Genomic DNA, 21,982 nt, shown 5'->3' on the forward strand with positions numbered 1-21,982 from the left:
GGCGAGGGTCAGCGGGCCGGCGGGCGGACCGAGAGCTCGCGCCACTCGTCCGGCCCGTTCAGCATGCCGCGGACCATGTCGAGGGCCGCGTCCTCGCCGTCGAACTCGAAGAAGTGGGAAACGCCGTCGGAACCGCCGGCCCGCTGCTCGACATACCACTGGTCACCGCTGACCCGTAAGTAGACGTCTTTGCGGGCCAGCCGGCCCCACTTGCCGTTCCACCAGTGCTTACGCTGCTCCATCCCGGCACTGTATCGAACAAATGTTCGAACAGTGCCGGGGAGGCGGATCTTTTTCGTTGTCCGTCAGCGAGGCGGCTGCTGCGAGTGCCGGCCGAGCACCTCGTCCAGGGCGCTGTTGGACACCTGGTGGCCCTGGCCGCGCAGCAGCGCGTCGCGGATCTCGGTGAGCAGCTTGACCTCCTCGCTGGGCGCCTTCGGCGGCGGCTCCTCGCCGCGGCGGCGGCGCTCGGCGAGCCGGTTCAGCGGGAACACCACGAGGAAGTAGAGCACCGCGGCGGTCAGCAGGAACGTGATCAGCGCGTTGATGAACGACGCGTAGTCGAACGGAACCTTGTTGATCTCGAACGTGCCGGCGGTGAGGCCGGTGCCGCCGCCGAGCAGCTGGATCAGCGGCTTCAGGAACGCGTTGGTGAAGCTGGTCACCACCGTGGTGAAGGCAGCGCCGATGACGACGCCGACCGCGAGGTCGACGACGTTGCCGCGCATGATGAAGTCTTTGAAACCTTGGAGCATCTTGCTCACGGGCACTCCCGGGGGGCCGAAGTTCATCCGGCAACGGACGTGCCCGCCACCGGTCGGCGACAAACTACGCCGACCGGTCCCACCGTGTAACTTTCCGGCGCGCGTGGCGCGTCAGTCGAGTGCCGGCTCCTCGGCGGTGACCGCCTCGTCCACCGTGGGGTAGGTGTGCAGCACCTCAACCAGGCCGCTCACCTCGAGGATGCGCAGCACACCCCGCTGCGGAGCGGCCAGCCGGACCGTGCCGCCGGCGTCGTCGGTGCTGTTCTTCGCCCGCACGAAGACCGAGAGGCCGGTGGAGTCGCAGAAGGACACCTCGGCGAGGTCGAAGATCAGGCGGGTCCGGCCCTTCTCCAGCAGATCACTGATCTGATCCTGGAGCTGGGGGGCGGTCGCCATGTCAAGCTCACCAGCGACCGACACGACAACCATGTCGCCGCGCTGTTCCGTTTGTACCGTCAGGGACATTCGCCGACCTCCAGTTATTGCTGAACGGTACTCCACGTACCGGGGGATGCGCAGAACCGGACCCGGCACGTGTTGTTCCGTGGCCCGGCCTAATAGTTGGTCTACAGCAAGTAACGGACCTTCTGATGGTAAAGTCCGGCCGTTGCGCACGGATCGTGTGGTGGGGAGACAGTGATGCCGCTGAGTTCGGACGAGGCGAGGCGGTTCGCCGACCTGCTGAAAGAACACGCGGAGTCACTCACTGCGCGATGGGCCGAGTTGGCCGGCGCCGGCCTGCGCGGCCGTCTCAGCGGCGCCGAGCTGCGGCGTCAGGTCGAGGACTTGCGGAAGGGCTTCGCGGAGGCGCTCAGCGCCGGATCGGTGGACCTGACCGACGAGCGTTCGGCCGAGCTGCGCGCCCAGCTCGGTGAGCTGTCCAGCCACCGGGCCCGGCAGGGTTTCACCGCCACCGAGACGGCGGTCAGCATCTACGCGTTCAAGGACGCGGTGCTCGAGGTGCTCGGCGACGGCACCGACGCCGGCACGCTGCGGGACTACGTGGCGTTCTCCACGTTCGTGGACCGGGCCGCGCTGTTCACCTTCGACAGTTACGTGAAGGTGCGCGAGGGCCTCATCGCCGACCAGGCCGAGCAGCTTCTGGAGCTCTCCACCCCGGTGGTGAAGCTGTGGGAGGGCGTCGTGGCGGTGCCGCTGGTCGGCACGCTCGACTCGGCCCGCGCCCAGGTGGTGATGGAACGGCTGCTGCAGACCCTGGTGGACACCAGCTCGCCGTACGCGATCATCGACATCACCGGTGTCCCGGCCGTCGACACGCAGGTCGCCCAGCACATCCTCAAGACCGTGGTGGCCGCCCGGCTGATGGGCGCGGACTGCATCATCTCCGGCATCCGCCCGCAGATCGCGCAGACGATCGTGGCGCTCGGCATCGAGTTCGGCGACATCGCGACGAAGGCCTCGCTCGCCGACGCCCTGCGCTACGTCCTGGGCAAGACCGGCAGCCGATCCCTTCCCGCCAAGCGCGCGGAGCGCTGACGTGGAACGCGTCCCGGTCCTGAAGATCGGTGACATCCTCCTCGTCTCGATCCAGATCGACATGGAGGACCAGGTCGCGCTGCAGTTGCAGGAGGACCTGGCCGAGCGGATCGTGGCGACCGGCTGCCATGGCGTGATCATCGACATCAGCGCGCTCGACATCGTCGACTCGTTCGTCGGCCGTACGCTCGCCACCATCGCCTCGGTCTCCCGGGTGCTGGACGCCGAGACCGTGGTGGTCGGCATGCGCCCGGCCGTGGCGATCACCCTTGTCGAGCTGGGTCTGTCGCTGCCCGGGATCCGGACGGCGCTCGACGTGGAGCTGGGCATCGAGATGCTGGCCCGCGCCCGTCAGGACAGCGACCCGGAACCGGACTTCGACGAGGATGAGCCTGACACGGCAGCGGTAACCACGCCGTGACCGAGGAGAGCCAGCGGCTTCCGGTTTCGACCGACCAGGACGTGGTCCGGGTCCGGCAGCTGGTGCGTACCGTCGCGGTCGCGGTGAAGCTGTCGCTCGTCGACCAGACCAAGCTGGTCACGGCCGCGAGCGAGCTGGCGCGCAACACCCTGGTCTACGGTGGTGGCGGCGAAGTGATCGTGAGCCGGGTGCAGAGCGACCGCCGTCCCGGTATCAGGATCGTCTTCGCGGACCAGGGCCCGGGCATCGCCGACCTGGACCTGGCGCTCACCGACGGTTACACCACCGGCGGCGGCCTCGGCCTCGGCCTCAGTGGCGCACGTCGCCTGGTCGACGAGTTCGAGATCCAGACCGAGGTGGGTAAGGGCACGACAATCACCGTTACCAAGTGGTGCCGATGAGCGGAGACACGGTGGTATCGCTGCCCGAGGAGTTGCTCGGCGAAGGAGTCTGGTTCCGGGTCGAGGAGGCGGTCACCGCCGCCGCGGTCCGCCGAGCCGCCGAGCGTCTCGCCACCGATCTGGGCATGCCGGACCGCCGTGTCGCCGACCTCTCGATCGTCGCCGCCGAGGCGGCCGGCAATCTGGTCAAACACGCTGATCAGGGCCTCATCCTGGTACGCGCGGTACGCACCGCGGAACACGCCGGCGTCGAGATCATCGCGTTGGACAGCGGCCCCGGCATCGCCGACGTGGACCGGGCCATCGGTGACGGGCACTCCACGGCCGGGACCCTGGGCATCGGGCTCGGCGCGATCCTGCGCCAGGCCAGCCGCTGGGACATGTACTCGCAGCCGGGCAGGGGCACGGTCCTGGCCGTGCAGGTGTGGCCGGTCGCGCCGCCGGCGCCGGGCTGGGTGGCGGGTCTGACCCGGCCGCTCCCGGGCGAGACGGTGAGCGGGGACGCGTACGCGGTCCGCCAGGACGGTGACCGGAGGCAGGTGCTGGTCTGCGACGGCCTGGGGCACGGCGGTCTCGCGGCGGCCGCGTCCCACGAGGCGGTGCGGACCTTCCTGTCCGGCGCCTTCGCCCCGCCGGCAGCGACGGTCGACGCCCTGCACCGGGCTCTCAATCACACCCGCGGCGCCGCGCTCGCGGTCGCCGAGCTGGACACCTCGGCCGGCCTGGTCCGGTACGCCGGGCTGGGCAACATCGCCGGTACCGTGCTGGCGCCGGACGGCACCCGGCGCGGCATGATCTCGATGCCCGGGATCGCCGGTCACCAGCGCCGCCAGGTCCGTGAGTACGACTATCCGCTGGTCCCCGGCGCGGTGGTGCTGATGCACACCGACGGCGTGGTGGACCGCTGGAACCCGAGCGACTACCCCGGCCTGCTGACCCGCTCGCCCGAGGTGATCGCGGCGACCGTGCTGCGGGACGCCGGAACCCGCCGTGACGACGCCGGCGTCCTGGTGGCGCGCCCGTCATGACCGGACCGACCGGCGAGCCGCTGATGAGCATGCGCCTGCGGGTCGAGCAGGACATCTTCGTGGTGCGGCAACTCGGCCGTGAGGTGGCCCGCGCGGTCGGCCTGGAGTCACAGGACCAGACCCGGTTCGCCACGGCGCTCAGCGAGGTGGGCAGGGTCCTGCTCGCTGCGGGCCCGGACGCTGAGGTGGTGTTCAGCGCCAGGCCGTACGGGGTACCTACGCTGCACGTGACGATGGCGCATCCGGTCCGTGGCGAAGCGGACCGGCTGGCCCCGCAGTTGCAGCAAGTCGGCCGGCTGGTCGACACGATGGAGGTCGACGATGGCAGTACCGGCACGGTCGTACGGATGGCTCGGCGTCTGCCGCCGGGTGCTTCGGAGCTGACGCCGGCCCGTATGGACGAGATTCGCTCCGGGCTGGCCGGCCATGTTCCCGGCAGCCCACTCGACGAGCTGGCGGTCCAGAACCAGCAGCTCATCGCGGCGCTGGACGAGGTACGTGCCCAGCGCGACGACCTCGCTCGGCTCAACGCCGAGCTGGAGGAGACGAACCGCGGCGTGATGGCCCTCTACCACCAGCTCTCCGAGGAGCTGGAGGAGACGAACCGCGGTGTCGTGGCGCTCTACGCCGAGCTGGACGAGAAGTCGGTGCAGCTGCGGGCCGCGAGCGAGGCGAAGAGCCGGTTCCTGGCCAACGTGAGCCATGAGCTGCGGGCGCCGGTCACCGCGATCATCGGGCTGGGCCGGTTGCTCACCGACTCCGGCTCGGACGACCTCACCGAGGAGCAGAGCCGCCAGGTCGATCTGATCCGCACCTCGGCCAGCGACCTGCTGACCCTGGTCAACGGCCTGCTCGACCTCGCGAAGGCGGAGGCCGGCCGGATCGAGCCGAACTGGTCCGAGGTCGACCTCAGGGCGATGTTCGGACAGCTCCGCGGCACGTTGCGGCCGCTCGCCACCCGGCCCGAGGTGGACTTCGTGATCGACGAGCCGGCCGTGCCGTCGCTGCGCTCCGACGAGGTCCTGCTCGCTCAGGTGCTGCGCAACCTGCTGACCAACGCGCTGAAGTTCACCGAGTCCGGCTCGGTGCGGCTGAGCGTGCGCCCGATCGGCGGCGACGTCGAGTTCTCGGTCGCGGACACCGGCACGGGCATCCCGCCGGAGCTGCACGAACGGGTCTTCGAGGAGTTCTACCAGGTGCCCGGCAGCAAGCCGGTGAGCGGCCGGGGCACCGGCCTCGGCCTGCCCTACGCCCGCCGGCTGGCCGGGATCCTCGGCGGTGGCCTGCGGGTCGACTCCGAGCCCGGTTCCGGCAGCACCTTCACCCTGCGCCTGCCCGCGACGTCATGAGCGCCGGCGTGCAGAGCAAGGTCCCGGCTACGGTGATGGTCGTCGACGACAGTGCCACGAAACGGTACCTGCTGGTCAGCTGGCTGACCCGGGCCGGTTTCGCGGTGCTGGAGGCGGAGACCGGCGGCGAGGCGCTGGACAAGCTCGTCGACGCCGAGGCCGACCTGGTCGTGCTGGACGTGAAGCTCCCGGACATGAGCGGCTTCGAGGTCTGCGAGCGGATCAAGACCGATCAGCGGTACGGGGTTCTGCCGGTCATCCACGTGTCCGCCCATGCCGTGGACGTGAACGACCGTACCCAGGGCCTGAACCGGGGTGCGGACGCCTACCTCGTCGAGCCGATCGAGCCGGACGAGCTGATCGCTACCGCACAGGCCGTGCTGCGCTACTACCGCGCCCGCCGTCGGGCCGAGCAGCTCGCGGAGCGGATGGTCCGCCTCGCCGAGACCACCCTGGCGATCAACTCGGCGGGCACCCTGACCGATCTGCTCGCCGCGGCGGCCGAGGGCGCGCAGGACATCTTCGGTGGTCCGGTCATGGTGGTCGCGGACACCTCCGAGGGCGAGAGTCTGGCCGCGGCGGGACAGCCCGCACGGGTACGGCCGTGGACCGTCCCGGAGCACGCGGTGGCCGTCGGGTCGCTGGTGCGCACCGACGAGCCGGCCGACTGGGACATGGTCGACTGGCCGGCGGGTGACACGGTCGCGGTCGCCGCGGCCCGGCTGCGCGCCGACCGGCCGCCGGTCTACGTCGCGGCGCCGGCAAGCACCCAGAACTCGGGTTTCCCGGTGTTGCGGCAGCTCTCCCAGGCGGTCGCCGCGGCCGTGGAGGCGCAGCGCTCCTTCGACGAGGAGCACCGGATCGCTGTCACGCTGCAGCGCAGCCTGCTGCAGTCGGAGCTGCCGAAGGTGCCCGGTGTGGAGCTCGCCGTGCGGTACGAGCCGGCCGGCGCGCAGACCGAGGTGGGCGGCGACTTCTACGAGCTGACCGTGCTCGGCGGCGAGCTGCTGGTGGCGATCGGTGACGTGGCCGGGCACTCGCTGCACGCCGCCACGGTGATGGCCGAGCTGCGGCACGCGGTCCGGGCGTACGCGGTCGAGGGCCATCCGCCGGGCGAGGTGCTGGAGCTGGTCAACCGCTTCATGCGCACGGTCCTGCCGGACGACTCGGCGACGCTCTGCCTGCTCACCCTGGACCCGGTCACCGGCCGGATCCGGATGGCCAGCGCCGGCCACCTGCCGCCGCTGGTGCACACCGACGGAGAGGCGCGGTTCCTGTCGCCGCGCGGCGCGCTGCTCGGCATCGCCGCGCCGCGCCGGGCCGAGCTGGAGTTCACCCTGCCGCCCGGTGGCACGCTGGTGCTCTACACCGACGGCCTGATCGAGCGGCGGGACACGGACATCGACGTGGGCCTGCGCGCCTTGTCGGCGATCGCCGGCGAGGTCGAGCCGGACCTCGACGCGTTCTGCTCCCGGCTGCTCACGCTGCTCGCGGGCCCCGGCGAGCAGGCCGACGACATCGCCGTCGTGGCGCTGCGCCGCAACGCCTGATTCCTTCACGCCTCCGGCGAGGCACAGTTGACGACTGCTATTCACTCAGTGAATAGTACGACCCATGTCCACCGCACATGTCCTCCTCGGTCTGCTCGCCGGCGGCCCGCGGCATGGCTACGACCTCAAGCGGGCACATGACGAGCGCCTGCCACAGGCAAAACCCCTGGCGTACGGGCAGGTCTACGCCACGCTCGGCCGGTTGGAGCGGGACGGCCTCGTCGAGCAGTCCGGCCAGGAGCAGGAGGGCGGCCCGGAGCGCACGTCGTATGCGCTGACCAAGCTCGGCCGCGAGCGCCTGGACACCTGGCTCACCGAGGTCGAGCCGCCCGCGCCCTATGTCACCAGCACCCTGTTCAACAAGGTCGTCGTCGCTCTGCTGGCCGCCGACGCCGACCGGGCCCGGCAGTACCTGACCGCCCAGCGAGCCGTCCACATGGCCCGGATGCGCGAGCTGACCCGGACCAGAACCGGGCCGGGCACGACGGTCGGCGACGTGATCGCCGCCGACTACGCCATCGGGCATCTCGACGCGGACCTGCGCTGGTTGCAGACCACCATGGCCCGGGTCGCCGAACTGCAGAAGGAAGTGACGACGCCATGACCGCTCACCTGCTGACCGCCACCGGCGTGCAGAAGAACTACGGGCCCACCCAGGCACTGCGCGGGGTCGACTTCAGCATCGCGGCCGGCGAGATCGTCGCGGTGACCGGGCCGAGCGGCTGCGGCAAGTCCACCCTGCTGCACTGCCTCGCCGGGATCCTCCGCGCCGATGCGGGCGAGATCCGCTACCGCGACCAGGACATCGGGCTCTTCTCCGAGGCGGCGCGGTCCCGGCTGCGCCGGTCCGACTTCGGTGTGCTGTTCCAGTTCGGGCAGCTGGTGCCCGAGCTGACGGCCGCCGAGAACGTCGCCCTTCCGCTGCTTCTTGCCGGTTCGGGGCGGCAAGAGGCGCGGAAGGCGGCGATCGGGTGGCTGGACAGGTTCGGGGTGGCCGACCTGGCCGACAAGCGGCCCGGCGCGATGTCGGGCGGGCAGCAGCAGCGCTGCGCCGCGGCACGGGCCCTGGTGACCGAACCGCAGGTGATCTTCGCGGACGAGCCGACCGGCGCGCTTGATCAGCTCAGTGGTGAGCAGGTGCTGGGCGCGATGGTTCAGGTGGTGCGCGACCAGGGTGCGGCCGTCGTGCTGGTCACCCACGAGGCGACGATCGCGGCGTACGCGGACCGGGAGATCGTGCTCCGTGACGGCGCCGTGGATCCGACCGGGCTCGGGGTGACGCCGTGAGGCTCTCCACCCTGGTCCGGCTCAGCCTCGCCGGGAACCGGACCGACCGGCTGCGCACCGCGCTGACCGCCGCGAGCGCCGCGCTCGCGGCGGTGGCCCTGCTCGCCGCCGCGGCGGTGGCCTCGATCCGGGGCGGCGACCTGATCGACGACCCGGAGAGCCTGCGGACCCGCACCCCCGGCAGCGAGCACTACGCGAGCGCTCTGCTCGCCGAGGGCGGCCTGCGACCCGGCGTGATCTTCACGATCCTGATGCTGGCGCTGCCGGTGCTCGCGCTGGCCGGCCAGTGCATCCGGCTCGGTGCGCCGGCCCGGGACCGGCGGCTCGCCGCCCTCCGGCTCAGCGGCGCGACACCGCGGCAGACCGTGCTGATCGCGGGTGCGGAGACCGCGGCGGCAAGCCTGCTCGGCTCGGTGATCGGGCTCGGGGTCTTCGCGGTGCTGCGCGCGACCCTGGACCCGCGGTCCGCCGACGGGCGGCTCTGGCTGCCGGTCGACGTGGTGCCCGACCCGCTGCTCGTTGTCGGGGCCCTGCTGCTCGTGCCGCTGCTCGCCGGTGCGATCGGTGTGCTGCTGATGCGGCGCGTCGTGATCACCCCGCTGGGCGTGGTGCGGCGGCTGCGGGAGAAGGGCCCGTGGCCGTGGCCGGGCGTGCTGATCGGCGTCGGGCTCGTCGCGTTCATCGGGCCGGAGGTGCTTCCCGACGACCGGGCCGCCGGGCTGCCCGAGCAGGCGCCGCTGTACTTCATGGCGGTGGGTGTGCTGCTCGCGACGTTGGGCGTGATCCTCGGCGTCGGCTGGATCTCGTACACCGCCGGGCGGCTGCTGCGGCGGTACGGGAAGGGCGCCGGCACGCTGCTGGCCGGCGCGCGACTGATGGCCGACCCGTGGAACGGCAGCCGCACGCTCGGCGCCCTTCTGGCCGCGATCGTGGTCGGCGCCGGCACGCTGAGCTTCCGGACCATGCTCGTCACCGATTTCGAGGCCTCGGCCCGATACGAGGAGATCATCGAGGGCACCGACTACTCCGGGTACGGCAGCGTCAGCGACCTGGGCTTCTACCTCGGCGCGATTCGGCTGCTCATGGTGGCGGTGTCGATCGCCGTGGCCGTCGCGGCGGCCGGTGTGCTCATCGCGTTCGTCGAGGGGATCGTGGCGCGGCGGCGGACCTACGCGGCGCTCACCGCGACCGGCGTGCCGCGCCGCACGCTGACCTCGGTGCTGCTCTGGCACACGTTCGTGCCGCTGATCCCGGCGCTGCTGGTGGCCCTCGCGACGGGCGCCGCGCTGTTCCGGATGACCGGAACCGAGATCACCCTGGGCGCGCCCTATCAGCAGTGCGTCGATCCGAACCCGGTGAGCTGGGAGACCTGCGCGAAGGAGACGGTCGTGCCGCCGACGCTCGTGGTGCCGGTCCCGATCCCGTTCGCCGACCTCGCCCTCCTCGGGGGCGGCGCGCTCGCCGCCATGCTCCTGGTCGTCGGCGTGTGCGCGGTGGTGCTGCGGACCAGCGCCGATCTGGAGGAGCTTCGGGTGGGCTGAGAGCGCGCGAAGGTTGGGGGCGCCGGGCCTTGCGCCCGCATCCGGGCCGGATGCGGGCGCAACGGCCGTGCGTGGCACCCGGGTCGCCTGGACTCTCGGGGGCCTTTTTCCGCTCGTACCAAAGGGGGTTTCTCAGACGGCCTTGACCACGTCCAAGATCCAGGAAAGCACGAAGGCCTCCTCTTTCCAGGAGTCGTAACGGCCGCTGGGGCCGCCGTGGCCCGCGCCCATCTCGGTTTTGAGCAGGTACGTGCCGCCGGGGGCGACCGCGCGCAGGCGGGCGATCCACTTGGTCGGCTCGTGGTAGAGGACGCGCGTGTCGTTGAGGCTGGTCACCGCGAGGATCTGGGGATAGTGCAGTTTCGCGACGTTCTCATAGGGGCTGTACGACTTCATGTACGCGTAGACCTCGGGGGACTCGAGCGGGTTGCCCCACTCCTCCCACTCGGTGACCGTCAGCGGCAGGCTCGGGTCCAGGATCGACGTCAGCGGGTCGACGAACGGCACCTCCGCGACGATGCCGGCGAACGCCTGCGGAGCGAGGTTCGCGACCGCGCCCATCAGCAGGCCACCTGCCGAACCGCCCCGCGCGACCAGACGCGACGCGGACGTCCAGCGGGCCCGGACCAGGGCCTCGGCGCACGCCACGAAGTCGGTGAAGGTGTTCTTCTTCGCCAGCATCTTGCCGTGCTCGTACCAGCGACGGCCCAGCTCGCCGCCGCCCCGCACGTGCGCGATGGCGAAGACCACGCCCCGGTCGAGCAGGCTCAGGCGGGCGATCGAGAAGTACGGGTCGATCGAGTGCTCGTAGGAGCCGTAGCCGTAGATGACAGCCGGGTTGTCGCCGTTGCGCTGCGTGCCCTTGCGGGCGACGATCGAGATCGGCACCCGGGTGCCGTCCGGCGCGGTCGCCCACTCGCGGAACTGCTCGTAATCGGCCGGGTTGTAGCCGCCGAGCACCGGCTTCTGCTTGCGCAGCGTCATCGCCCGGGTCACCAGGTCGACGTCGAACACCGACTCCGGCGTGACCAGCGAGGTGTAGCTGATCCGGACCGAACTCGTGTCGTACTCCGGGTTTCCGGCCAGCCCGACGCTGTAGATCGGCTCGGGGAACGGCATGTCGTACCGATCGGTGCTGCCGTCGGTCATCACTCGCAGCCCGGTCAGGCCGTCCCGGCGCAGCGACACCACGACGTGCCGGGCGAACGCGTCCACCGACTCCAGACGGGTGCCCGGCTCGTGCGGGATCAGCTCGATCCACTCACCCGGGTTGTCGACCGACGTGCAGGCCAGCGCGAAGTCCTCGGCGTCCCGGTTGTGCAGGATCAGGAACCGGTGACCGTGGTGCTCCAGGCTGTACTCCACGCCCTGGACCCGCTCGGCGATCAGGGCCGGCTCCGCCTCGGGACGGTCCGCGGGGATCACCCGTACCTCAGAAGTGATCTTGCTCTGCGCGTCGATGACGATGAACTTCTCGCTGCGGGTCAGGTCGACGCCCACCCAGAAGCGCTCGTCCGGCTCCTCGTAGATGATCGTGTCGGTGGTCTCGCCGACCACGTGCCGCCACACCCGGTACGGCCGCCAGGCCTCGTCGACCGTGATGTAGAAGAGCACGCTGCCATCGGCCGACCAGGCGCTGCCGTAGAACGCGTCGCTGATCTCATCGGCCAGCACCTCGCCGGTGCGCAGATTCTTGATCTTGAGCACGAACCGCTCGTCGCCGGCGAAATCGGTGGAATAGGCGAGCCAGTTGCCGTCCGGGCTCACGTCGAACGTGCCCAGGGCGAAGAACTCCTTGCCCTCGGCGAGCTCGTTGCCGTCGAGGAGGACTTCCTCTCCCGGCTTCTCCGCGTCCATGGGCGGGTCGGTCTCGCCGGGGCGCACCGGCACCCGGCAGTGAATCCCGTACTGCTTGCCCTCGACCGTGCGCGTGTAGTACCAGTGGGCGCCCTTGCGGGTCGGCACCGACAGGTCGGTCTCCTGGGTCCGGCTGCGGATCTCCTGGAAGACCTTCTTACGCAGGTCGTCGAGGTGCGCCGTCGCCCTCTCGGTCCAGGCGTTCTCGGCCTCCAGGTACGCGATTGTCGCCGGGTCCTCTTTGTTCATCAGCCAGGCGAACTCGTCAGTGACCGTGTCGCCGTGGAAGGTGCGCTCAGAGGGCGACTGGTGGGCCGTGGGAGGCGCTTCGATCGTCACATGAAATACGTTACCGGCCGATTGGTCCGCGAAGAGTTTCTTACACACGCCGACTCCCCTGATTAGAACATGTGTACGATGTGCCAGAGTGGACGATCTTCAGGGGGTCTCTAACTCCGTAAGGGGGAGGCATCGGTGTGAGTGATTCCCTTCTGGATGCACTCGTGGATATCTGCGGTCCCGGCTTCGCGCGCCCGGCCCGCACCGTCGACCAGGCCGCCGGCCGCCGCGCCCGCTTCGTCGCGCAGCCGGCCACGGCCACATCGGCCGCCGCGGTCCTGCGGCTCGCGGCCGAGCGCGGGCTGTCGTTCCGGGCGCGGGGCGCAGGCACAAAGATCGATTGGGGTACGCCCCCGGCAGGTCTCGACATCATCGTGGACACCGGCCGGCTGAACGGCATGTGGGACCACCGGGATTCGACGGCCGTGGTCGCCGCCGGCACACCGGTCTCCGCAGTTCAGGCCGCGCTGGCGCTCAAAGGTCAGCGGCTCGCCGTCGACCCGCCGTCACGCGGGGCAACCGTCGGCGGGATGCTGGCCGTCAACGAGTCCGGGCCGCTGCGGCACCGGTTCGGGAGCCCGGCCGCGCAGACCGCCAGCGTCTCGTTCGTCTCCGTCGCGGGCTCGGAGGAGACCTCCGACGGTGAGGACGGGCGACCCGGCATCGCCGAGATCGACGGCGTGCTCACCTCGGCGGTGCTGACCGTGGAGCCGCTGCCGGCGGCGCGGCGCTGGGTCGGGCGGACCGTCTCGACACCCGCCGAGGTGGACGATCTCGTCTCCTCGGTGCTCGCTCAGGACGTGTCACCCAGCGGCATCGAGGTCGACCTGCCCGGCGCCGGTGGTGGCGTGCTCGCCCTGCTGCTCGAAGGCGCCGAGTCCGAGGTCACCGGGAGCGCCGACAAGGTCGCCGGCGCGTGGGGCGGCGGTGCCGTGGTGGCGTCGTCGGCGCCGTCCTGGTGGGGGCGGTACCCGTTCGCGGAGGGTGACGTGGCCGTGCGGATCGCCGTGCAGCCGCGACATCTGCAGGCCGTGGCGTACTCGCTGCGGGACGCGGCCGGCGGGGCTGTCGCGATCCGGGGGTCGGCCGGGGTCGGGGCCGTGCATGCGGTGCTGCCCGGTGAGCTGGGGGTGACCCGGGTGCGGGAGATCGTCACGGCTCTGGAGCAGGTGCTGATCGCACGGCGGGGGAGGTTGGCCGTGGTGGCGGCGGCGCCGGAGATGGCGGTGCAGCTGCCGATGACGGAGACACGCGAGTTGTTCTGAGCGCACGCCGCTCACGCGGCGTGCGCTGGGCGGCGTCGGCCGCGCGGCGACTCCTGGGATCCTGGCAAGTTCTGGTTGTCACGGGGGCAGAACTTGCCACGGTCTCGTGGAGTTGCCGTGCGGCGGCGTTCTCGGCGGCCGCCATGCCCCGCGCGGCGACCCGGGGATCAGCCTAAGGACGGGATTCGGGTCACTGCCTCCGCTGCCAAGTGACGACCCAGGCGCGCCACATCGCCGACCGCATAGGTCAGGTAGGCGAACTGGCCCACCTCCCGCACCCCGGTGAGGATCAGGTCGTCGACAAGCAGCTTGCGGCGTAGCAGCGGGGCGCCGTCGCCGAGGATCGCCGGGGCTATGCCGAGGATGATCTCGTCGAGGAGGCCGTGGTCGACGAACTGGCTGACCAGGTTGCCGCCGCCGGCCAGCCAGACGTTCTTGCCCTGGGCGGCCACCACCATCGCCTCGTGGACGCGGCGGACGTCGCCACTGATCATGAAGACGTTGGCGTCCGGCACGGGCGGCAGGTCACGGTGGGTGAAGACCCAGCACGGCACGTCGCCGTACATGTCGTGCCAGTTCTCCGGCTCCTCGAGCAGGTTGTCGTTCTTCAGCACCCACTCGTAGGTGGTCGCGCCCATGGCGAACGCGCCGACGCCGGCGAAGAACTCGCCGAACGGGTTGGCGGTGCCCTCGTCAACCTCGAAGAGCCAGTCCAGCGAGTTGCTCTTGTCGGCGATGAAGCCGTCGATGCTGGTGGCGGTGTAGTACTGCGTCTTCGCCATGACCAACACGATGCCACGACTCAGGCGACAAAAGGGGCAGATCGACCAGAGTTGAGAACGGTCAGCTGGGCTTGGACACGTCATAGGTGAGGTAGGCGAACTGGCCGATCGGCCGCGCCCCGGTCAGCGTGAAGCGGGACGACGTGATGCGCCGGGGCAGCACCGGCGCGCCCTTGCCGAGACTCACCGGGGCGACCCCGAGGATCACCTCGTCGAGCAGGCCCTCGTCGGCGAACCGGGCGACCAGCTCGCCGCCGCCGACCAGCCAGATGTTCTTCCCCTGGGCCGCCGTCACCATCTCGGCGTGCACGGGCGCCACATCCCCCCGTACAAAATGAAGGTTTGCTCCGGGGATGGCCGGAAGCTCGCGTGAACTGAAGATCCAGGCGGGAGTGTCGCCGTAGGGCTCGATCCATTTCTTCGGATGCTCGAGCGCGTCCTCGTGGGCGAGGATCCACTCGTAGGTGGTGGAGCCCATCGCGAACGCGCCGATGCCGGCGAAGAACTCGGCGAACGGGTTCTCCCCGCCCTCGTCGACCTCGAAGAGCCAGTCCAGCGAGTTGTGCTCGTCAGCGATGAAGCCGTCGATCGTGGTCGCGGTGTAGTACTGCGTCTTCATGCCGCCGACCCTCTCACGAGGATCTGACAGAAACCTCAGGCATCGTTGCGGAGCACCAGGATCGCGATGTCGTCCCGCGGCTCCTCGACCGAGAAGTTGATCGTCGTCGAGCGCAGCCGGGCCGCCATCACGTCCGCCGGATAGCCGGCCAGCGGCGCGGACGCCTCCCGCAGCCGGTTCGAGCCGAACAGCTCGCGGCCGCGGCGGCGCTCGGTCACCCCGTCGGTGTAGAAGATCAGCGAGTCGCCCGGATCGAGCGTGACCACCACGTCCGGTGAGGTGATCGTCTCCAGCAGGCCGAGCGCGGTGCCGCCCTCACCGACGAACGACGTCTTGCCGTCCGCCCGGACCAGCACGGCGCGGTCGTGCCCGGCGAGGTGCAGGCAGACGCCGAGCGACGTGCCCTTGCGGGTCACCGAGGCCATGGCGAGCGTGCAGTACCGCCCGCCGCCGCGCTGCACCAGCGTCCGGTTGACCCGCCAGAGGATCTCGCTCATCGCCTTGCCGTCGTCGACCAGGATCCGGATCACGTCGCGGACCAGGCCGGTCACGGTCGCGGCTTGCACGCCCTTGCCGGAGACGTCGCCGACCACCACCAGATGTTGATCGGTGCCGAACGGGACGACGTCGTAGAAGTCGCCACCCACCTCCGAGCCGGTCGGCACGTACTCCGCGGCGAACCCGATGCCTTCCACGTGCGGCAGTGCCGGGGGAAGAAGAGAGGCCTGGAGGGTACGGGCCACCGTGCGCCGCTCGTCATGGATGCGCGCGTTGTCGATGGCGAGGGCCGCCCGCCGGGCCACGTCCTCCAGCACCGCGACCTCGTCGGCGTCGTGCCGGTGTTTCGGGTGCCGCCCGACCGCGAGCGTGCCGAGCCGGGTGCCCCTGGCGACCAGCGGCACGGCGTAACCCTCCGAGGGCGTACCGAACATGACCTGGGTGCCGAGCCGGGACGCCTCCTCCAGCCGGGCCAGGATCGACTCCGGCCCGGTCTCGGCGAGCGACGAGTGCAGGTCAGCGAGCTGGGACTCCTCGGCGTGGGTCGCGGCGGCGAGCTGGAGCCGGCCCCACGCGTCGGTGGTGTGCACCGCGCACCACTGGCCGAGCCTGGGCACCACCAGCTGCGGGATCAGCGCCATCGTGAGGTTCACGTCGAGGGATTGCGCGAGCAGCTCGCTGGCCTCGGCGAGGAACGTGATCCAGGTCTGCCGGCGGACGTCGGCGCGGCGCAGCCGGTCATTCTCCAGATGCAGCGAGAACCGCTCGGCGACCATCGTGGCCAGGGCCTGCGCATATCCCACCGGGGAGGCGTCGAGCTCCAATTCACCCGAGTACGGCCGGTGCACGTCGAGCGGAACCCGGATTGTGTCGGCGTTGTCCCGCGGGGCCCGCCCGTACCGTGCCAGCAGTTGCCGGCCCATGCCGTCGCCGCGGTCGAGCCGCACCACGCCGCCGGCCGCGCCGGTCAGCCGGGCCAGCCGGGAGAGCAGATCGGCGGCGAGGTCGGCCAGGCCCTCGTCGGTGTGCCTGTCGTTGCCGCTGCGCAGCAGCCCGGTGAGGGCGCCGAGGCTGGGCGACTCGCCGTGCTGGGGCAGCCGGATCTGTGCGGCGCCGCTGCCGGACCGCTGGTCGAGCCGGAACCAGACGCCTTTGCCGTCGCCCTCGTGCACGGTGCCCCAGCGACTCGCGAAGTGGTCGACGAGCAGCAGGCCACGGCCGCGCTCGGCGACCTCGCCGATGTCCGGGCTCTCGTTCTTGGGCCCGACCGCGAGCTGCTCGACCGGGCCGGGCGCGAAGTCGGTGACGGTCACGGTGAGGCCGCCCGCGTCGGCGGTGACCTCTATCTCCAGCTCGGTGTTGGCGTGCACCACCGCGTTCGTGGAGAGCTCGGTGGTGAGCAGCAGCGCTTCGTTGAGCAGGCTGACGAGCCCGGTCTCCTCCAGCACGGAGCGGACGAGTGCACGGGCGGCCGCCGGGGTACGACGATCATTGGGCAGCCGGGTTCTGCGCACCAGGGCATCCAGCGACGCACCTGTGGGAATCGTTCCGACCTCGGCTGGCACCCATGCATCCTCTCCTGCCGGTGGGTGTATGCACAAAGTCGTCTCTCGCATTGACCCGGTCGGGCGAGAGAGGATAGGGAACCCCGGCAGGAGACAGCGAGTGAGGACAGCATGACTACGGCCCACGAAGCCAGCGTCGGCGTGCCCGACGAGACCGTTTTGCTCGGTGAGCTCGCCGACGCGTTGCGCCGTGTGCGCCGCGGCGATCTCAAGGTTCGGCTGCCCCGGCGCAGCGGGATGGCGGGCGCGGTCGCCGAGGCGTTCAACGAGGTCGTCTCCCTGCAGGAACGGCAGAACCTCGACCTGCGGCGGATAAGCCGGATCGTCGGGCGCGACGGCCGGCTCACCGAGCGCCTCGACGAAGAGGGCCTGGACGGCTCCTGGGCGGACAGCGTCCGCTCGGTCAACTCGCTGATCGACGACCTGGCCCGGCCGACCACGGAGATCTCCCGGGTCATCGTGGCGGTCGCCGAGGGTGACCTGTCGCAGCACATGGCGCTGGAGATGGACGGCCGGCCGCTGCGCGGCGAGTTCCTCCGGATCGGCCGCACGGTGAACACGATGGTGGACCAGCTGTCGTCGTTCGCCGACGAGGTCACCCGGGTGGCGCGCGAGGTGGGCACCGAGGGGGAGCTGGGTGGTCAGGCGGACGTCCGGGGCGTCGCCGGCACCTGGAAGGACCTCACCGACTCGGTGAACACGATGGCGTCCAACCTGACCCACCAGGTGCGCTCGATCTCCCAGGTGGCGACCGCGATGGCCCGCGGCGACCTGTCGCAGAAGATCACCGTGTCGGCGCGCGGCGAGGTGGCCGAGCTGTCCGACACGATGAACGGTCTCACCGACACGTTGCGGCTCTTCGCCGAGCAGGTCACGCGGGTGGCGCGCGAGGTGGGCACCGAGGGCAAGCTGGGCGGTCAGGCCGAGGTGCCGAACGTGGCGGGCACCTGGAAAGACCTCACCGACAACGTGAACTCGATGGCGTCCAACCTGACCAGTCAGGTGCGCAACATCGCCCAGGTCTCCACGGCGGTCGCGAAAGGTGACCTGTCGCAGAAGATCACGGTGGCGGCGCAGGGCGAGATCCTCGAGCTCAAGGACACCGTGAACACGATGGTGGATCAGCTGTCGTCGTTCGCCGACGAGGTCACGCGTGTGGCGCGCGAGGTGGGTTCGGAGGGCCGGCTGGGCGGTCAGGCCCAGGTCCGAGGCGTTTCCGGTACGTGGCGTGACCTCACCGAGAACGTGAATCAGCTCGCCGCCAACCTGACCGCGCAGGTCCGCAACATCTCCCAGGTCTCCACGGCGGTCGCCAAGGGTGACCTGTCGCAGAAGATCACGGTCGACGCCCGGGGTGAGATCGCGGAGCTGAAGAACACCGTGAACACGATGGTGGATCAGCTGTCGTCGTTCGCCGACGAGGTCACGCGTGTGGCGCGCGAGGTGGGTTCGGAGGGCAAGCTCGGCGGTCAGGCCCAGGTCAAGGGCGTTTCCGGTACGTGGCGTGACCTCACCGACAACGTGAACTACATGGCCTCGAACCTGACCAGTCAGGTCCGCAACATCGCGTCGGTCACCACCGCGGTGGCCAAGGGCGACCTCGGCCAGAAGATCACGGTCGACGCCCGCGGCGAGATCCTGGAGCTGAAGTCCACGGTCAACACGATGGTCGACCAGCTGTCGTCGTTCGCCGACGAGGTCACCCGCGTGGCCCGCGAGGTCGGCACCGAGGGCAAGCTCGGCGGTCAGGCCCAGGTCCGTGGGGTCGCCGGCACGTGGCGCGACCTGACCGACAACGTGAACTCGATGGCGTCCAACCTGACCAGCCAGGTCCGTAACATCGCCCAGGTCTCCACCGCGGTCGCGAAAGGTGACCTGTCGCAGAAGATCACGGTCGACGCGCAGGGCGAGATCCTCGAGCTGAAGAACACCGTGAACACGATGGTGGATCAGCTGTCGTCGTTCGCCGACGAGGTCACGCGTGTCGCGCGCGAGGTGGGTTCGGAGGGCAAGCTCGGCGGTCAGGCCCAGGTTCGCGGGGTCGCCGGCACGTGGCGTGACCTGACCGACAACGTGAACTACATGGCCTCGAACCTCACCGGCCAGGTCCGCAACATCGCCTCGGTCACCACCGCGGTCGCGAAGGGCGACCTCGGCCAGAAGATCACGGTCGACGCCCGCGGCGAGATCCTGGAGCTGAAGAACACCGTGAACACGATGGTGGATCAGCTGTCGTCGTTCGCCGACGAGGTCACGCGTGTCGCGCGCGAGGTGGGTTCGGAGGGCAAGCTCGGCGGTCAGGCCCAGGTCAAGGGCGTTTCCGGTACGTGGCGGGACCTCACCGACAACGTGAACCAGCTCGCCTCCACGCTCACCATCCAGCTGCGCGCCATCGCCGAGGTGTCCACCGCCGTGACCCGCGGTGATCTCACCCAGAGCGTCGCGGTCGAGGCGCAGGGCGAGGTGGCGGAGCTGAAGGACAACATCAACCAGATGATCGTCACGCTCCGCGACACCACCAAGACCAACGCGGAGCAGGGCTGGCTCGACTCCAACCTGGCCCGGATCGGTGGCCTGCTGCAGGGCCAGCGGGACGTCGGCGAGGTCTGCCGCATGATCATGACCGAGGTGACGCCGCTGGTGGACGCGCAGCTCGGCGCGTTCTTCCTGGTCGACAACGAGGAAGCGGTGATGCGGCTGCGGCTCAACGCCGCGTACGGATACGTCGCCCGCGACCACGAGGTCACGTTCGGCCCGGGTGAAGGGCTGGTCGGGCAGGCCGCGGTGTCGCGCCGGACGATCCGGGTCCGCGCCACCCACGACGGCATACTGACCATGCGTTCCGGGCTGCTCGCCATGCCGCCGAACGACCTGGTGGTGCTGCCGGTCCTCTTCGAGGGCGAGATGCTCGGCGTGATCGAGTTCGCGTCGGTGGCCGCCTTCTCCGGCCTGCACCTCACGTTCCTGGAGCGGCTGGTCGCCAACATCGGGATCGCGCTCAACACGATCCAGGCGAACCGGCGTACCGAGGAACTGCTCACCCAGTCGCAGCGGCTGGCCCGGGAGATGCAGGACCAGTCGGCCGAGCTCCAGCGCACCAACGCCGAGCTGGAGGACAAGGCGAAACTGCTCAGCGATCAGAAGGCCAACATCGAGCTGAAGAACCGGGAGATCGAGCTGGCCCGGCTCGGCCTGGAGGAGAAGGCGCAGCAGCTCTCCCGCGCCAACACCTACAAGTCCGAGTTCCTGGCGAACATGAGCCACGAGCTGCGGACGCCGCTGAACTCGCTGCTCCTGCTGGCCCGGTTGCTCGCTGACAACACCGAGCAGAACCTCACCAGCAAGCAGATCGAGTTCGCCCGGACCATCCACAGCGCCGGTTCCGACCTGCTGTCGCTGATCGACGACATCCTCGACCTCTCCAAGATCGAGGCGGGCCGGATGGACGTCGAGCCGGACGTGGTCGACTTCGACGGCATCCGCAGTTACGTCGAGCAGGCGTTCCTGCCACAGGCTGAGGACAAGGGCCTGGAGTTCCGGGTCGACGTGGCGCCCGAGCTGCCCGAGTCGATCGTCACCGACCCGCAGCGCCTCCAGCAGATCCTGCGCAACCTGCTCTCCAACGCGGTGAAGTTCACCGACAGCGGCTCGGTGACCCTGAGCATCTTCCCGGCCTCACCGGACGTCGATCTGGACGCACCGTCGCTGCTCTCGGCGCGGAAGGTGGTCGGGTTCGCGGTCACCGACACCGGCATCGGCATCTCGGACGAGAAACTGGCGATCATTTTCGAGCCGTTCCAGCAGGCCGACGGCACGACCACCCGTAAGTACGGCGGCACCGGTCTGGGTCTGTCGATCAGCCGGGAGTTCGCGGCGCTGCTCGGCGGCACGATCACGGTGGCCTCGGTGCCGGGTGGCGGTTCCACCTTCACCCTCTACATGCCCGAGGCGCTGGTGCCGGACGCCATCCCGATGCCGGCGCTGCCGCCGGTGCCGGCGAAGGCGGTCTCGGTCCGCCCGGCGACCTCCCTCGACATCCCGCTCATGGAGCTGCCGCAGCTTGCCGCGCGGCAGGAGGAGAAGAAGCCGGCGATGACCCCGGCCGGCCGGCAGCTGGACGGCGCGACCGTGCTGATCATCGACGACGACGTGCGGAACGTCTTCGCGCTGACCAGCGCCCTGGAGATGCACGGGCTGAACGTCCTCTACTCGGACAACGGCGTCGACGGCGTCCGCATCCTGGCCGAGCACCCGGAGGTCGACATCGTGCTGATGGACGCGATGATGCCCGACCAGGACGGCTACGAGACGACCCGGGGAATCCGACGCAATCAGCGTTTCCGGGACCTACCGGTAGTCTTCCTCACGGCGAAGGCGATGCCCGGCGACCGGGAGTCCGCTCTCGCCGCCGGCGCGAGTGACTACATCACCAAGCCGGTCGATCTGGATGAACTGATCGAGCTGATGGCGCGCTGGGTGAACGCTAAGGAGAACACGGCACCGGAACACGGCTGAGAGCAGCCCGGAGCAGGACTCGAACCGAACTGTGTGAGGTGGATACGCGTGGGTGAGCGCGCCAAGGCGCTTCTGGTCGACGACCGGCGGGACAACCTGCTGGCCCTGGAAGCGATCCTGCAAGGGCTGCCGGTGACCGCGGTCGCCGTGGAGAGCGGGGAGGCGGCCCTCAAGCAGTTGCTCACCGACGACTTCGCGGTGATCCTGCTCGACGCGCACATGCCCAACATGGATGGGTTCGAGACGGCCAGCCACATCAAGCGGCGGGAGCGGACCCGGCACGTACCCATCCTGTTCCTGACCGCTGCCGACCGCGATGCGCAACTCGCGCTCCGGGGTTACGCGGTCGGCGCCGTGGATTACCTCACGAAGCCGTTCGACCCGTGGGTGCTGCGCGCCAAGGTGTCGATCTTCGTTGAGCTCTGGACGAAGAACCAGCAGCTCAAGGCCCAGGCCGAGGCGTCGAAGGAGCGGGAGACGCAGTGGCTCCAGCTCACCGAGACGATGGATGAGGCGGCTCGGGTGCTGCGGGCCGGCGGCCCGGAGGCCGCCACCGAGGCGCTCGATCTGCTGGAGAAGGCCCGCTGGGGGAGCTGAGGTGCCGGTGTGACCTGAGTCACGCTGAACAACCTCGGCGGGCAGCCGCGCCACTACCGGGACGTGATCGCTTGATCATGCGGTCTTTCTTCCCCTGAGTAGGAGCA

General features: G+C 70.1%; 19 protein-coding genes. 12 read left to right on the forward strand and 7 right to left on the reverse strand.

Going from position 1 to position 21,982, the window contains the following annotated elements:
• Positions 1-8 precede the first annotated feature (8 nt).
• The 3 genes from AMIS_RS00855 to AMIS_RS00865 all read right to left on the reverse strand — a co-directional run bounded on the left by AMIS_RS00855 (position 9) and on the right by AMIS_RS00865 (position 1,229).
• Positions 9-242: a hypothetical protein gene (locus AMIS_RS00855; RefSeq protein WP_014440284.1), complete on the reverse strand. Its 234-nt coding sequence runs from the start codon at positions 240-242 to the stop codon at positions 9-11.
• 63 nt (positions 243-305) lie between these two features.
• The gene (gene mscL, locus AMIS_RS00860; RefSeq protein WP_041830387.1) at positions 306-755 is read right to left on the reverse strand and encodes a large conductance mechanosensitive channel protein MscL; all 450 of its coding nucleotides are present in this window, start codon (positions 753-755) and stop codon (positions 306-308) included.
• Positions 756-875: 120 nt separating this feature from the next.
• Complete coding sequence (locus AMIS_RS00865; protein WP_014440286.1) at positions 876-1,229, reverse strand: STAS domain-containing protein; 354 nt, start codon at positions 1,227-1,229, stop codon at positions 876-878.
• A gap of 174 nt (positions 1,230-1,403) precedes the next feature.
• Here AMIS_RS00865 and AMIS_RS00870 point away from each other — a divergent pair, with 174 nt between their 5' ends.
• From AMIS_RS00870 to AMIS_RS00910, 9 genes are all read left to right on the forward strand, one after another.
• Positions 1,404-2,261 carry an STAS domain-containing protein gene (locus AMIS_RS00870; protein ID WP_014440287.1) on the forward strand — a complete coding sequence of 286 codons (858 nt, stop codon included), beginning with the start codon at positions 1,404-1,406 and terminating at the stop codon, positions 2,259-2,261.
• Position 2,262: 1 nt separating this feature from the next.
• The gene (locus AMIS_RS00875) at positions 2,263-2,682 is read left to right on the forward strand and encodes an STAS domain-containing protein (protein WP_014440288.1); all 420 of its coding nucleotides are present in this window, start codon (positions 2,263-2,265) and stop codon (positions 2,680-2,682) included.
• Positions 2,679-3,083: an ATP-binding protein gene (locus AMIS_RS00880; protein WP_014440289.1), complete on the forward strand. Its 405-nt coding sequence runs from the start codon at positions 2,679-2,681 to the stop codon at positions 3,081-3,083. The genes AMIS_RS00875 and AMIS_RS00880 overlap by 4 nt, the downstream gene beginning before the upstream one ends.
• Positions 3,080-4,111, forward strand: a complete 1,032-nt coding sequence (locus tag AMIS_RS00885) for a SpoIIE family protein phosphatase (protein ID WP_014440290.1) — start codon at positions 3,080-3,082, stop codon at positions 4,109-4,111. Before AMIS_RS00880 ends, AMIS_RS00885 begins: the two co-directional genes overlap by 4 nt.
• Positions 4,108-5,460 (forward strand): sensor histidine kinase, encoded by a 1,353-nt coding sequence (locus AMIS_RS00890; protein ID WP_014440291.1) that lies wholly within the window; start codon positions 4,108-4,110, stop codon positions 5,458-5,460. Before AMIS_RS00885 ends, AMIS_RS00890 begins: the two co-directional genes overlap by 4 nt.
• On the forward strand, positions 5,457-7,010 hold the full coding sequence (locus AMIS_RS00895) for a fused response regulator/phosphatase (protein ID WP_014440292.1): 1,554 nt from the start codon (positions 5,457-5,459) through the stop codon (positions 7,008-7,010). The genes AMIS_RS00890 and AMIS_RS00895 overlap by 4 nt, the downstream gene beginning before the upstream one ends.
• A 64-nt stretch (positions 7,011-7,074) precedes the next feature.
• Positions 7,075-7,614, forward strand: coding sequence for a PadR family transcriptional regulator (locus AMIS_RS00900; protein ID WP_014440293.1), 540 nt, complete (start codon positions 7,075-7,077; stop codon positions 7,612-7,614).
• Complete coding sequence (locus AMIS_RS00905; protein WP_014440294.1) at positions 7,611-8,297, forward strand: ABC transporter ATP-binding protein; 687 nt, start codon at positions 7,611-7,613, stop codon at positions 8,295-8,297. The genes AMIS_RS00900 and AMIS_RS00905 overlap by 4 nt, the downstream gene beginning before the upstream one ends.
• Positions 8,294-9,838: an FtsX-like permease family protein gene (locus tag AMIS_RS00910; protein WP_014440295.1), complete on the forward strand. Its 1,545-nt coding sequence runs from the start codon at positions 8,294-8,296 to the stop codon at positions 9,836-9,838. The genes AMIS_RS00905 and AMIS_RS00910 overlap by 4 nt, the downstream gene beginning before the upstream one ends.
• A gap of 132 nt (positions 9,839-9,970) precedes the next feature.
• On the opposite strand, the gene AMIS_RS00915 is transcribed toward AMIS_RS00910, so the two are convergent.
• Positions 9,971-12,034, reverse strand: coding sequence for a S9 family peptidase (locus AMIS_RS00915; protein ID WP_014440296.1), 2,064 nt, complete (start codon positions 12,032-12,034; stop codon positions 9,971-9,973).
• 137 nt (positions 12,035-12,171) lie between these two features.
• Here AMIS_RS00915 and AMIS_RS00920 point away from each other — a divergent pair, with 137 nt between their 5' ends.
• The gene (locus tag AMIS_RS00920) at positions 12,172-13,299 is read left to right on the forward strand and encodes an FAD-binding oxidoreductase (RefSeq protein WP_157434701.1); all 1,128 of its coding nucleotides are present in this window, start codon (positions 12,172-12,174) and stop codon (positions 13,297-13,299) included.
• A gap of 167 nt (positions 13,300-13,466) precedes the next feature.
• On the opposite strand, the gene AMIS_RS00925 is transcribed toward AMIS_RS00920, so the two are convergent.
• From AMIS_RS00925 to AMIS_RS00935, 3 genes are all read right to left on the reverse strand, one after another.
• Positions 13,467-14,081: a dihydrofolate reductase family protein gene (locus AMIS_RS00925; RefSeq protein WP_014440298.1), complete on the reverse strand. Its 615-nt coding sequence runs from the start codon at positions 14,079-14,081 to the stop codon at positions 13,467-13,469.
• A 61-nt stretch (positions 14,082-14,142) separates the two neighbouring features.
• Positions 14,143-14,700, reverse strand: a complete 558-nt coding sequence (locus AMIS_RS00930; RefSeq protein ID WP_014440299.1) for a dihydrofolate reductase family protein — start codon at positions 14,698-14,700, stop codon at positions 14,143-14,145.
• A gap of 35 nt (positions 14,701-14,735) precedes the next feature.
• Positions 14,736-16,814 (reverse strand): SpoIIE family protein phosphatase, encoded by a 2,079-nt coding sequence (locus AMIS_RS00935; protein WP_157434702.1) that lies wholly within the window; start codon positions 16,812-16,814, stop codon positions 14,736-14,738.
• Between the two features lie 60 nt (positions 16,815-16,874).
• Here AMIS_RS00935 and AMIS_RS00940 point away from each other — a divergent pair, with 60 nt between their 5' ends.
• Together AMIS_RS00940 and AMIS_RS00945 are read left to right on the forward strand one after the other, a co-directional pair.
• Positions 16,875-21,278 (forward strand): HAMP domain-containing protein, encoded by a 4,404-nt coding sequence (locus AMIS_RS00940; protein WP_014440301.1) that lies wholly within the window; start codon positions 16,875-16,877, stop codon positions 21,276-21,278.
• 48 nt (positions 21,279-21,326) lie between these two features.
• Complete coding sequence (locus AMIS_RS00945; RefSeq protein ID WP_014440302.1) at positions 21,327-21,875, forward strand: response regulator; 549 nt, start codon at positions 21,327-21,329, stop codon at positions 21,873-21,875.
• Positions 21,876-21,982 lie beyond the last annotated feature (107 nt).

The organism is Actinoplanes missouriensis 431, assembly GCF_000284295.1.
Classification (GTDB): domain Bacteria; phylum Actinomycetota; class Actinomycetes; order Mycobacteriales; family Micromonosporaceae; genus Actinoplanes; species Actinoplanes missouriensis.